This window comes from Dermabacter sp. (assembly GCF_032550575.1).
Taxonomy (GTDB): Bacteria; Actinomycetota; Actinomycetes; order Actinomycetales; family Dermabacteraceae; genus Dermabacter; species Dermabacter hominis.
In genome coordinates this window covers 229,805-242,025 of sequence record NZ_JAWFZC010000005.1, presented here as the reverse complement: position 1 = coordinate 242,025, position 12,221 = coordinate 229,805, and the positions used below count along the sequence as shown (strand labels likewise).

The following is a 12,221-nucleotide window of genomic DNA, read 5'->3' as shown; positions in this document are numbered from 1 at the left end:
CATTCGCTACAGTGAACGTAGTCCCCTCTCTACGTGTGAAGGATCGAGCGCATGTCAACCACCCCCGTGACACACACTCCCGCTTCCAAGAAGCACGGTCGAACAGTACTTCTCGTTCTCACGGCTTTGGCTGTCGTCATCGCACTCGTCGCGACCGGCGGCTCGTTCGCGTACGCAAAGCAATTTGAGGGCAAGGCCCTGCCCGGCACCACGATTGCCGGAGTCGATGTCGCTGGAAAAACGACCGAGCAAATTCGCACAATCGTCCAGAAAGAAACCACCGGCGTCACTGTCACCGTCGACGCCAACGGCGAGCGCACAACCGTTCCCCTCGAGGAGATCGGTGGGCGCATCGACGTCGATAAGACTGTCGAGAAAGCCCTTTCACGTGAGTCGAGCATCCCGTCGGTTGTGAGCGCTGCCCTGAGCGGCACGCACTCCATCACGCCCGTTGTCACCGTCGACGAGGAGAAAGCCCGCGCTTACGCCGAGTCCCTCGTTCCCGACAACGAAGTCGAGCCCGTCGATGCGCAAATCGTCCAGGACGACGAGACCAAGGAGTTCTCCGTCGTTGAATCGAAGGCAGGCAAGGGCGTCGATCCCGCCAACTTCGTCAAGGACGTGAAGAAACACGCGCCCGAGCTCAAAGACTTCACCGTGACGCAAGAGTTCACGACCATCGAGCCACAGCTCAACACCGAAGCCGCACAGGCCACGCTCGACAAGCTCGAAACCATGCTCAAGAGCTCCCTGGTCGTGACGGGCCCCGAGAACAAAACCTTCGAGGTCAAGCGCAAGGACCGCCTACGTTTCGTGTCGATCACCCCGAACGACAAGGGCGACAACTTCGAGATCAGCATCGATCAAGAAAAAGTCGACACGTACGTCGGGAAGATCGCCGACAAGGTTGCCACGACGAAGAAGGACGGCATCGTCGAAGTCGCCGAGGACGGCTCACGCACCGAGGTCTCCCCCGGCAAGGACGGCGTCAAGGTCACGAATCAAAAGGACATCACCGAGAAGCTGACCCACGCGCTCTCCGCGGGTGAGAACCTCGATATCGCCATGATCACCGAGGTCGAGAAGGCCGAGGTCAAGGAAAAGAAGGTTGAGAAGGCGCCCGTGGACCCGGAAAAGGTTCCCAGCGAGCTTCCCTCCTACGCTCCCGCCGAGGCCCACAACGGCGAGAAGTGGATCGATATCAACCTCGCGAACAAGACCGTGACCGCCTACGTGGGCGACAAGGCCGTGTGGGGCCCCGTCTCCGTCGTGGATGGCGGCAAGGGCACCGAAACGCCCACGGGTGAGTACGAGATCTGGCACCGTACCGAGGTGCAGAACATGGGCTGCACGCCGCGATACGACTACTGCACGAAGGGCGTCAAGTACAACCAGTTCTTCCACAAGGGGTACGCACTCCACTCGGCACCGTGGCGCTCGAGCTTTGGCTACTCCGGCTCGCACGGTTGCGTGAACATGCGTGTGAAGGACGCCAAGTGGCTGTTCGAGTGGGCAAGCCTCGGAACGAAGGTTGTCTCGCACCGCTGACAGCGGGGAACCTGCGCGCTTTAGAGGCGCGGTACAACGCTCGCGCTCTTGAGGAGGCCTCTTTTGGGGGCCGGTTCGACGATTGCCACGAGCTCACCCGTGGGCGGCACGATCGCGGCCGCCGGGTAGGTTTCGGGTTCCGACGCTTGAGGAGCCTCAATCCATTGCCCATATCTGAGCGCCGCAGCTTCGCGCTCGCTCACGGGCAGCAAAGGCAAAAACGACAGGGCCGCTTCGCCCAGCGGCGTGAGGTGCAATCCTCCCGAGGGGTCCTCTGCCGCGCGCGGCGCATCGCGCTCGGGAATTCGCTGGGCGTTGTCCACGGTGAAGTCGCCCACGCGCGTGCGCCGTAAAGCGGTGAGGTGCCCGCCTACTCCGAGGGCAGCGCCGAGGTCGCGTGCAAGCGCACGGATGTAGGTGCCGGAGCTGCAGTCCACGACGCAATCCACGTCGAGGAAGTCTCCTGCCATGCGGAGATCACGAATCTCGAAGCGCTCCACGCGAATGGGGCGCGCGGCAAGTTCGACCTCCTCTCCCCCGCGCACGCGGGCGTAGGAGCGCACGCCGCCCACCTTGATTGCGCTCACGGCGCTCGGGACTTGCTCGATATCTCCCGTAAGGTCACCGATGGCGCTCTCGAGCCTGCTACGATCCTCCTTCAGCGCACGCAGCTCATGCGCGGGGGCAACGTCGCCAAGCCGCTCACCTTCCGCATCGTCCGTGACGGTCGCATGCCCGAGTCGAATCGTCGCTTCATAGGTCTTATCGAGTCCCACGGCATAGGTGAGCAGCTTTGTGCCGTGCCCTACGCCGAGAAGGAGGAGGCCCGTCGCGGCGGGGTCAAGCGTGCCCGCGTGGCCGACCTTGCGCGTATTGAGGTGGTAGCGCACGCGTGCGACAACGTCGTGGCTCGTCAGCCCCGCCGGCTTATCGAGGAGGAGGAAACCGTGAGGCCCCTCCCCCGCGCGTTTTTACTCATCGTCCTCGTCGTCGTCCACGAGATGCTCGCCGGGGACGCGGTAGGGATCGGCGTCGCCCGCGAACTGCTTGCCGGCACGTTCGCGTTCAAGCTCGCTATCGCGGTGGTGTGCTTCGACGAGAAGATCCTCGATCGTTTTCGATGTTTCCGGGATCGTGTCCTCGAAGAACTCGAGAGACGGAGTGAGGCGCGCGGTGATGCCGCGCCCCACAGCGCTCCGCAGCATGCCCTTCGCGGCCTTGAGAGCGGCAGCGGTCCCGGCTCGCTCCTCGTCGCTTCCATAAACGGTGTAGAAAATCGAGGCGTGCTGGCCATCGCCGGTGAGGCGAACATCGGTGACCGTCACGAAACCGAGCCGCGGATCCTTGACTTTTTCATCGAGCGTGCGGGCCACGATCTTTTTAATCTGATCGGCGAGGCGCCGTACGCGGGGATTGTCGTTCATGGGTCTCTCCTTGAGTAATCGGAAGTTCCGACGCGCTATGCCTTGCGCGCAAGCGCGATGTCGCGGTCGATCGACGCATCGACCCGGTGCCTAAAGTTGCTGTCCTCCCCCACGCTCGTAAGCCCGTGCTCTTCGAGGATAGCGCGCACGTCATCCGCGGGAGTCGTGTGACGATTGTAGGCCAGCGCCACGGAGCCGCCGCGGGCGAGAACACGAGTCCACGCAGGCAGGGCGTTTCGCAAGAGATCAAGCGGTGAGCGGCTGAGGTGCGCGCCCACCTTCGCACCGTGCTGCACGCCGTAAGGGAGGTCGGCGACGATCACATCGACGCTGCGGGCTTTGAGGAAGTGATCGAGTCCGGTCGAATCCGCCGTGTAGAACTCGAGGCTCTGGCTGCGCCCCGCGCGCTGATCGCTCTTCGAGCGGGCGAGCTCAGCATGAAAGTGCCGCCCGAGTGCCTTCTTATTGATAGTGAGCTTCGTGTGCGACGTCGTGTGCTTGAGTCGATTCTCGCGCATCCACGTTGTGAGGAACGCGCGGTAGAGTTCAGCGTCCTTCTTGTCGAGGTCGACGCCCACGGGGCTCAGTCCCCACATGAGCGCCTGGTTGAGCGTGGTTCCGCGGCCGGCGACTGGATCGAGGACGCGCAACGTTCCCTCGCGCAGCGCCTGCGCTTTGCCTGCGGCATGCGCCGCGAGGTGCACAAGAAGCGCCGTGAACTGCTCATTTGTTTTCCCCTGATACTTGAGAGTCGTGAGCAGGGTACTCGGGTAGCGCTCAACGTCCGGAAGCGGAATCGGCTGGAGCAAGGGAAGCGTCGGACTTTCATCCACGTACGTGCGATCCGCCGTTGGGGCGGGCATGCGCCCGACCTCCTCGAAAGCCGCAAACACGTGCGGGCTGTAGGCGAGGGCGAACGCGAGCTCGCGCTGGACTTCGGGGCGTTCCCACGCTTCATCGTCGATGTCGAGGGCGAGGAAATCGAGGCCCGCCTCGCGCACGTCGCTCGTGCCCGTGAGCACGCCGGGAGCACCATCGTTGAGGACGAACGCAAGTTCGGCTGCAGCGAGACGCGGAGCTTCCAACCCGTACACCCTGTTCGCGCTCGGTGCGATGAGGACATTGACACGCATGTTCTCTCCGTTCATCGTCATGTGCCGCAGCATGCGGGGCAACGGCGGCGAAACGGGCGGCGCCCCGGCCTCAACCGAAGCGCCGCCCGCGTGTTATCACCGAAAGGCGATTAGTCCTTCTTCTTTTCGCGCGGCTTCTCGACCATTTCGTAGGTCGTGATGAGGTCGCCTTCCTGGACGTCGTTGAAGCTGCCCAGGTTGATACCGCACTCGTAGCCCTCGCGGACCTCGGTCACGTCGTCCTTGAAGCGACGCAGACCGGCGATCTCGAGGCCCTCCGTGATCACGACGCCCTGGCGCGTGATGCGAGCCTTCGAGCCGCGGTTGATCGTGCCAGACATGACGAGCGAACCCGCGATGTTGCCGAACTTCGAGGAGCGGAAGATCTCGCGAATTTCCGCGCTGCCCGTGTCCTTCTCTTCGTACTCGGGCTTGAGCATGCCGAGAAGGGCGTTCTCGATGTCCTCGATCGCGCGGTAGATGACCGAGTAGTACTTGATCTCGACACCTTCACGCTCGGCGTACTCGGCGTTCTGGCCTTCGGCACGCACGTTGAAACCGATGATGACGGCATCCGAGGCAACGGCGAGGTTGATGTTGTTCATCGTGATCGCACCAACGCCGCGATCGATGATGCGAAGCTGCACGTCCTCGCTCACGTCGATGCCGAGCAGCGCCTCTTCGAGGGCTTCGACCGAACCGGAGGCATCGCCCTTGAGGATGAGGTTGAGGGTCTCGATCTTGCCCTCTTCCATTGCCGCCTTGAGATCCTCGAGGCTCATGCGCTTGCGGCGCTTCGACAGCTGCGCGGCGCGCTGAGCTGCCTCGCGCTTCTCGGCGATCTGGCGTGCCATGCGCTCGTCGGCGGCAACGATGAACGAGTCACCGGCGCCGGGAACGGAGCTGAGGCCGAGCACCTGAACGGGTCGCGATGGGCCTGCTTCTTCGAGCTGGTTGCCGTTCTCGTCGATCATGGCGCGCACGCGGCCATGGCCGGTGCCACACACGATCGCATCGCCGACACGCAGGGTTCCCTGCTCGACGAGCACGGTCGCGACGGGGCCGCGGCCACGGTCGAGGCTCGCCTCGATCGCCACACCACGGGCATCCTTGTTCGGGTTTGCCTTGAGTTCGAGGGCAGCATCCGCGGTAAGCAGGACGGCCTCGAGAAGGTCATCGATGTGGAGGTTTTCGCGCGCCGAGACATCGACGAACATCGTGTCGCCGCCGTATTCCTCAGCCACGAGGTTGTACTCGGTGAGCTGGGCACGGATCTTGTCGGGGTTCGCGGACTCCTTATCGATCTTGTTGACGGCCACCACGACGGGCACGTCTGCGGCCTGCGCGTGGTTGAGCGCCTCGATCGTCTGCGGCATCACGCCGTCGTCAGCGGCAACCACGAGGATCGCGATGTCCGTGACTTTGGCGCCGCGGGCACGCATAGCGGTGAACGCCTCGTGACCGGGGGTATCGATGAACGTGATGGGGCGCATTTCGCCTTCGTGCTCCACCTGCACCTGGTAGGCACCGATGTGCTGGGTGATGCCGCCGGCTTCACCCTGGCCCACGTTCGCGCGTCGGATCGCATCGAGAAGGCGGGTCTTACCGTGGTCGACGTGACCCATGACGGTGACAACGGGCGAGCGAGGCTCGAGGTCCTCTTCCGTCTCCTCGGCAAGTTCGCCTTCGAGGTCGATGTCGAACTGCTCGAGAAGCTCGCGCTCCTCGTCCTCGGGAGAAACGATTTGAATCTTGTAACCGAGTTCCTCGCCGAGAAGCTGGAACGTGTCTTCGTCGAGCGACTGGGTTGCCGTCGCCATCTCACCCATCGCAAACAGCACGGTGATGAGCGAGGCGGGGTTGACGTCAATGCGCTCGGCGAAGTCGCTCAGGGTCGCACCGCGGCGCAAGCGGATGACGGTATTGCCGTCACCGCGCGGGATCTGCACGCCGCCCGGTGCGGGAGCCTGCATCTGCTCGAATTCCTGGCGCTTTGCGCGCTTCGACTTCCTGCTCTTGGCTGGTTTGCCGCCACGCCCAAAGGCGCCCTGGGTGCCACCACGGCGACCGCCGCGACCACCACCACCGGGGCGACCACCCGGACGACCGGGAGCGCCACCGGGGCCACCCGGACCGCCGCCGAAGCCACCGCGGCCACGGCCACCGCGACCTCCGCGGCCACCGTTGCCGCCTGCGGGACGACCTTGGCTCTCGGCCTGCGGCGAGTGCGCAGGCATCATGTTCGGGTTGGGGCGGGGCCCGCGGTTAGACGGACGTGCGTTGCCGCGGCCCTCGCGCGAGGGTCGCGAATCTCCGTCGCGACGCTGCGGGCGCGGACCACCCTGCGACTCGCCGCCGGGGCGAGGGCCTGGACGACCGCCGGGACGCGGCATGCCCTGGGAGGAGGCAAACGGGTTGTTGCCGGGGCGACCACCCGGACGCGGCATCCCCTGCGAGGACGCAAACGGGTTATTGCCGGGACGAGCGCCACCGGGGCGCGGGCCGGGGCGGTTAGCGCCGGGCTTGGGAGCGCCACCGGGCCTCGGTGCGGGGGCGGCATCGGCCTTGGGCTTGGCCCCTGGCTTGGGTGCGCCGGGTTTCGGCGCGTTCGAGCGTGCACCGGGTTTGGGTGCTGCACCGGGCTTTGCCGCGGGCGCATCGGTGCTGGCCTTCGGCTTCGGCGCGGGGCTCTCGGCCTCCGCCTTCGGTGCCGGCTTCGGCTCCGCCTTGGTAGCGCTCGGTTCCGCAGCCTTCTTCGGGGCCGGCTTGCGGGGCGCGGGCTTCTTGGCGGCGCCCTTCGATTCCGACGCCTCCTCGCCCTTCTTCTTTCCTGCGTTCGGGAACGCGGCACGCACACGGCGGGCCACGGGCGCCTCGATTGTCGAGGACGCACTGGTCACGAATTCGCCCATGTCATTGAGCTTCGCGAGGACTTCTTTACTTGGCATTCCCAGCTCTTTGGCGAGCTCGTGGACGCGAAGTTTAGCCACAATTCTCCTGTCTCGGCCGCGCCGAGCAGGCGCGGTCCACTAGTTCCTGAGGGTGCTCATTTTCGAGTACTCATCGGATGTCCATTGGTGTTATCCCGCTTCCAAATGTGGTTCGGCACCCCGTGTGGGGTGAGTCATCGCCTCACGCGCCCTCTCGAGAGTTCCCTCCCGTTCAAGTGCCGCGACGTCTACCGGCGCCCGGAAGGAGCGCTGGAAACCGCCGCGTGTGAGAGCGAAAGCAATGCATGCGAGGTCCGGATGAACCCAGGCACCGCGCCCGTGGGCACTCGCGCTCGGGTCAACAGCGAGGCTGAGGGATGTTCCCTGTTCCTCCCGGACCACGCGGATCATCGCGTGGCGTTCGCCGGTTTCCCGGCAACCCACGCACGTGCGAGACGGTCGATGTGCCGCGCGAGAGGGCCGACGTGAGCGCGAGCTCTGTGCGGCGTGATTCTCGGTGATGGCGACAACTTCCCTCTCGAATACGAATGATCAGCCCTTCTAGTCTACCCCCGGCTGGCAAAACGTAGACGAATTGCCGGAGATGCCGTGCGCACTATCACGTGGGCCGCCGGGGTTCAGCGACCGCCTCTCAGTCCTCCTGGCCCTCGGTGCGAATGTCGATTCGCCAACCCGTGAGCTTCGCGGCGAGGCGCGCGTTCTGCCCTTCCTTGCCGATCGCGAGCGAAAGCTGATTGTCTGGCACAACCGCGCGCACCTGTCGATTAACTTCGTCGGTCACGACGACAGAGGCGACGCGCGCAGGGCTGAGTGCATTACCCACGTACGTCGCGGGGTTGTCGTCAAAGTCGACGATGTCGATCTTCTCCCCCTCGAGTTCGTTCATGACCGAGCGCACGCGCGCACCCATGGGACCGATGCACGCCCCCTTCGCATTGACGCCAGCGACGTTCGCGCGAACCGCCATTTTCGTGCGGTGCCCCGACTCCCGTGCGAGCGAAACGATCTCCACGGTGCCGTCGGCGATCTCGGGAACTTCAAGCTCGAAAAGGCGGCGCACGAAGTTCGGGTGGGTGCGCGAAAGCGTAATCGAGGGTCCCTTCGGGCCACGTCGCGCATCGACAACGTAGGCGCGGATGCGCTTGCCGTGCGGGTAGCTCTCGCCTGGTACCTGCTCGTGCGGGGGAAGGAGGCCTTCGACGTTGCCGAGGTCAACCTGAACCATTCGGGAGTCACGCCCCTGCTGAATGACGCCAGAGACGATGTCATCAGCGCGGCCCGCAAACTCGCCGAGAACAGCCTCGTCTTCGAGCGCGCGAATACGCTGGAAAATCACCTGACGCGCGATCGAAGCAGCAACGCGGCCAAAGCCCTCGGGCGTGTCATCCCACTCTTCAACCTCGCCATCGACATCAACATCGCGAGCAATGACGGTCACCACACCCGTCTTTGAGTCGATCTCCACACGCGCCTCGCGCGCGGGGTGCGGCGTGTGCTGGTAGGCGGCAAGAAGGGCACTCTCGATCGCCTCGAGGAGAACCTCCATGCTGATCTCGCGTTCGCGTTCGAGCGCGCGAAGCGCTCCCATATCGATATCCATTGCGTGCTCCTTATGATCTGTTCTTCAATTATGTGCGGTGGCTGTCCGGGACTAACGAAACTCGAGATGAACCTCGGCCCGGGCGACGTCGGACACGTGCATCCGGTGCGGTCCCGGCGGCACCTTGCCTGCCGGCGCCGCCTTCGCGGCCTTCTTCGGAACGTGCGGCGGTTTCTGCACGTCAAACACGAGCTGTTCGCCCTCAACGTCCTCGAGGCGGCCAAGAAAGGTGCGCCCCGAGGTGTCTTCAACGTCGAGAAGGCGGGTGCGGGCGCGCTTAAAGTGGCGAATTTCGGTCAGGGGCCGAAACACACCCGGGGTCGTGACCTCGAGCGTCGAAGGCCCTTCCCCTATAAGCGACGTATCAGCGTCGAGGAGGTCAGAAAGCTCGCGCGACACGTCGGTGAGGGTATCGAGATCGGCGCTCCCGATTTCATCTTCGGGAAGATCGACGACGACGTCGAGAAGGGTTGCGGCCCCTCGTGTCTTGACGGTGAGATGCTCGACAACGAGTCCGTGCCCCTCGACGATGGGCGCGAAGGCCTTCGAGAGTGTTTCAACCTGACCGGCCTGAGCGGAGGTGGCGTTCTTCTCCATGGGGCTCCTTTCGCGCGCTCGTCCGTACCCAATAGAGTGGGACACCGAGATCATAATGTGCTGAACATGGTGGCACATCCGGGAACGAGGAGCCGCATGAGGCACGTAACAAAAGGCCTGGCCAGGCGTGGGTTTCTCGCGGGAATCCTCGCGGCGCCGCTACTGGCGAGCTGCACGGGGCCCACGCGCATCGCGATCGGCCAGCGCGAAACCTACACACCCCCACCCCCGGGAATAGACGAGATCTACCGCACGGAACTCCTCACGTCTGTGACGGACCTCGCGGGCATTCTCGAGACCGCCCGCCCGCACGAAGATTTCCCGTCGTTCCTGACGTCTGCGCTCGCGATCCACCAGCGAGCACTCCGCACGGGCGCCGAACAGGAGAAAATCGCCTCGGCTGAGGCGAATCGCACCGAAAAGGGGGGATCCGCCCACGAGAGCGCAGCTGTCGGCACGCAGGCCCCCGTCGAGCGCGCCATGCTCGACGCGGCACGCGGCCTCGCGGCCCTGCGCGACCTCTACGCCCACGCGACCATTCAGGTCTCGGGAGACTTCGCGGATCTGTGCGCCGCGGGGAGCGCATGGGCCGAGTGGGCCGCTCTGCGGCTTACCCGCGTCGCGAAAGCTGCCGCCGTCGCGGGCGTCAGTGCGCCCAAGCCCTTTACGGATATAGAACCCAGTCGCGAGGTCCCCGCGATTGACCCACCCGAAGCGGCTGAGACTCACCTCATTGAGACCCCCCTCGAGCGAGCGCAGACCGACGAAAACTTCGCGGCCTACGCCCTCGAGGTCGCAGCCACTCGCGTCAAAGCTGATCAGCGTGAGGCGTACCTCAAGGCGGCTAACGTCCACGCCTCACACGCTGAGACGTTCGGCGAGGTCGCCGAACGCCTTGGGCTGCCCCTGGTTGCTCGCGAGGCGGGGTACGCCCTGCCTCGCCCGCTCGATGCGGAAGGGGCCGCGAACCTACGCCTCAAAGTCACCTCTCGCACGCTCACCAATGCGGTCGAACTCGCGGGGCTGGCACCCTTGAGCGAACGCGCGCCGTTCCTCACGGCAGCCCTCGAGAGCGCAAAGGCACTCGAGGCGCTGCGCGAAACCCTCCCCCCGTTCCCGGGGATCGACGAGGGCGAGAGCTAAACCACCGGCGCCCTAGGCGCGAAGCTCGGCGAGGATCTCCGCGAGAGCCGCCTCGACGGGAACTTCGCGGCTCGCCCCACTGCGGCGATCGCGTACTTCGACAACGCCCTTCTCGAGCCCGCGACCCACGACGACAGTTGTGGGCAGACCGAGCAGTTCGGCGTCCTTAAATTTCACGCCGGGTGAGACCTTCGGGCGATCGTCGTACAGCACGTCAAAGCCCTCGGCCTCGAGCGCGGCGGCGATCTCCTCGGCCTTCTCGAAGACCTCCTGGTTTTTTCCGGTCGCGAGAATGTGAACGTCGAGCGGCGCAACCGCACGCGGCCAGGCGAGGCCCTTCTCGTCGTGATTGGTCTCGGCGATCGCGGCGACGGCGCGAGTCACGCCGATACCGTAGGAGCCCATCGTCACGACCTGCTGCTTGCCGTTCTCGTCAAGAACTTTGAGGCCAAGAGCTTCGGCGTACTTGCGACCGAGTTGGAAGATGTGTCCCATCTCCATGCCGCGCGTCAGGGTGAGCGGACCCGAACCGTCCGGGGAAGGATCGCCGTCGCGAACCTCGGCAACCTCGGCGAAACCATCGGCCACGAAGTCGCGGCCGGCGACAACCCCAAGCGCATGCGCGCCCTCGCGGTTCGCGCCCGTGACCCAGCTCGTGCCATCCACGGCGCGCGGGTCGAGCAGGAGTCGATAGCCGTTGGCCTCAAGGCCCCATCCCTGCGGCCCGATGTAGCCCTTCTTCACGTTCGGGTACTTAGCGAAGTCCTCGTCAGTGAAGGGACGCACCTCGTTCGGGGCAAGGGCCGTCTCGAGGCGCTTCTCATCCGCCTGGCGATCTCCCGGAATCATGACGAGAAGCGGGGACTCTTCGCCTTCGGGAGTCTTTTCGACATACACGAGTGCCTTGAGGGTATCGGCCGCCTCCCACGCGCGAGAGTCCTCGCGCGGGGCGTTCTCGTTGAGGAATGAGACGAGAGCGTCGATCGTCGTGACGCCTGGTGTCTCGATCTCGCGTGCGACGGGGAGGGCTGCGATGGCGTCTGCATCGAGGGGCTCTCCGGCGACCGTCGTCACGGCCTCAACATTCGCGGCGTAGCCCGCGGGGCTGAGCGCAAACGTATCTTCGCCCACCGGTGTCGGGTGGAGGAATTCTTCGGAGCGGGAGCCGCCCATCGCTCCCGCATCCGCCTGAGCAATGACGATCTCAAGGCCGAGGCGAGCGAAGACCCGCTGGTAGGCCCCGCGCATAATCATGTAGGAACGCTCGAGTCCTTCGTCGTCGATGTCGAAGCTGTAGGCGTCCTTCATGATGAACTCGCGAACGCGCAGCAGGCCCGCACGCGGGCGCGCTTCGTCGCGGTACTTGGTTTGCACCTGATAGAGCGAAATGGGCAGGTCCTTGTACGACGTGAAGAGGTCTTTCACCGCGAGGGTAAACATTTCCTCGTGAGTGGGGCCGAGGAGCATATCGGCACCCTTGCGATCCGTGAGCCTAAAGAGGTTGTCGCCGTACTCGCTCCAGCGGTTCGTTTCCTCGTAGGGCTCGCGCGGCAAAAGCGCGGGAAAGAGAATCTCATGGCTGCCGGCGGCATCCATTTCTTCACGCACGATCGTCTCGACCTTGCGCAGGACCTTGAGCCCAAGGGGAAGCCACGTGTAGATTCCCGGGGCCGTGCGGCGAATATAGCCGGCACGGACGAGAAGCTTGTGACTCGCGAACTCGGCTTCGGCCGGGTCCTCTCGAAGCGTGCGAATGAAGCTCGATGACATGCGAAGCATGGGGCGTTGTCCTCCTGGCAACAGGGGTTTCGAGGTGAATTCCTCA

The 12,221-nt window shown here is 64.6% G+C and carries 9 protein-coding genes and 1 pseudogene; 2 read left to right on the top strand and 8 right to left on the bottom strand.

Translation table 11 applies throughout. From position 1 onward, the window contains the following. Nucleotides 1-51 precede the first annotated feature (51 nt). Nucleotides 52-1,548, top strand: a complete 1,497-nt coding sequence (locus E6X30_RS07465; protein ID WP_016663031.1) for a L,D-transpeptidase family protein — start codon at nucleotides 52-54, stop codon at nucleotides 1,546-1,548. A 20-nt stretch (nucleotides 1,549-1,568) separates the two neighbouring features. Here E6X30_RS07465 and truB read toward each other — a convergent pair. The 7 genes and pseudogenes from truB to rimP form a co-directional block, all read right to left on the bottom strand. Further along, nucleotides 1,569-2,510, bottom strand: a pseudogene (gene truB / locus E6X30_RS07460) (tRNA pseudouridine(55) synthase TruB); the annotation flags it as partial. A 9-nt stretch (nucleotides 2,511-2,519) separates the two neighbouring features. Continuing rightward, nucleotides 2,520-2,972 carry a 30S ribosome-binding factor RbfA gene (rbfA, locus tag E6X30_RS07455; RefSeq protein WP_016663033.1) on the bottom strand — a complete coding sequence of 151 codons (453 nt, stop codon included), beginning with the start codon at nucleotides 2,970-2,972 and terminating at the stop codon, nucleotides 2,520-2,522. Nucleotides 2,973-3,007: 35 nt separating this feature from the next. Beyond that, nucleotides 3,008-4,126, bottom strand: coding sequence for a TRM11 family methyltransferase (locus E6X30_RS07450; RefSeq protein ID WP_172620165.1), 1,119 nt, complete (start codon nucleotides 4,124-4,126; stop codon nucleotides 3,008-3,010). Between the two features lie 89 nt (nucleotides 4,127-4,215). Further along, nucleotides 4,216-7,095 carry a translation initiation factor IF-2 gene (gene infB, locus E6X30_RS07445; protein ID WP_016663035.1) on the bottom strand — a complete coding sequence of 960 codons (2,880 nt, stop codon included), beginning with the start codon at nucleotides 7,093-7,095 and terminating at the stop codon, nucleotides 4,216-4,218. Nucleotides 7,096-7,185: 90 nt separating this feature from the next. Further along, nucleotides 7,186-7,479, bottom strand: coding sequence for a YlxR family protein (locus E6X30_RS07440; protein WP_255348412.1), 294 nt, complete (start codon nucleotides 7,477-7,479; stop codon nucleotides 7,186-7,188). Nucleotides 7,480-7,687: 208 nt separating this feature from the next. After that, nucleotides 7,688-8,656: a transcription termination factor NusA gene (nusA, locus tag E6X30_RS07435; RefSeq protein ID WP_016663036.1), complete on the bottom strand. Its 969-nt coding sequence runs from the start codon at nucleotides 8,654-8,656 to the stop codon at nucleotides 7,688-7,690. 51 nt (nucleotides 8,657-8,707) lie between these two features. Then, nucleotides 8,708-9,253 (bottom strand): ribosome maturation factor RimP, encoded by a 546-nt coding sequence (rimP, locus tag E6X30_RS07430; RefSeq protein ID WP_016663037.1) that lies wholly within the window; start codon nucleotides 9,251-9,253, stop codon nucleotides 8,708-8,710. Between the two features lie 96 nt (nucleotides 9,254-9,349). On the opposite strand from rimP, the gene E6X30_RS07425 reads away from it, so the two are divergent. Then, nucleotides 9,350-10,396 carry a DUF4439 domain-containing protein gene (locus E6X30_RS07425; RefSeq protein WP_016663038.1) on the top strand — a complete coding sequence of 349 codons (1,047 nt, stop codon included), beginning with the start codon at nucleotides 9,350-9,352 and terminating at the stop codon, nucleotides 10,394-10,396. 12 nt (nucleotides 10,397-10,408) lie between these two features. Here E6X30_RS07425 and E6X30_RS07420 read toward each other — a convergent pair whose 3' ends face one another. Further along, complete coding sequence (locus E6X30_RS07420; RefSeq protein WP_016663039.1) at nucleotides 10,409-12,175, bottom strand: proline--tRNA ligase; 1,767 nt, start codon at nucleotides 12,173-12,175, stop codon at nucleotides 10,409-10,411. Between the last annotated feature and the right edge of the window lie 46 nt (nucleotides 12,176-12,221).

What these genes read in the sequence shown, in the direction of transcription:
- E6X30_RS07450 (WP_172620165.1), bottom strand. Translation starts at nt 4,126, where the DNA reads ATGACGATGAACGGAGAGAACATGCGTGTCAATGTCCTCATCGCACCG.
- rbfA (WP_016663033.1), bottom strand. Translation starts at nt 2,972, where the DNA reads ATGAACGACAATCCCCGCGTACGGCGCCTCGCCGATCAGATTAAAAAG.
- rimP (WP_016663037.1), bottom strand. Translation starts at nt 9,253, where the DNA reads ATGGAGAAGAACGCCACCTCCGCTCAGGCCGGTCAGGTTGAAACACTC.
- E6X30_RS07425 (WP_016663038.1), top strand. Translation starts at nt 9,350, where the DNA reads ATGAGGCACGTAACAAAAGGCCTGGCCAGGCGTGGGTTTCTCGCGGGA.
- E6X30_RS07420 (WP_016663039.1), bottom strand. Translation starts at nt 12,175, where the DNA reads ATGCTTCGCATGTCATCGAGCTTCATTCGCACGCTTCGAGAGGACCCG.
- E6X30_RS07465 (WP_016663031.1), top strand. Translation starts at nt 52, where the DNA reads ATGTCAACCACCCCCGTGACACACACTCCCGCTTCCAAGAAGCACGGT.
- nusA (WP_016663036.1), bottom strand. Translation starts at nt 8,656, where the DNA reads ATGGATATCGATATGGGAGCGCTTCGCGCGCTCGAACGCGAACGCGAG.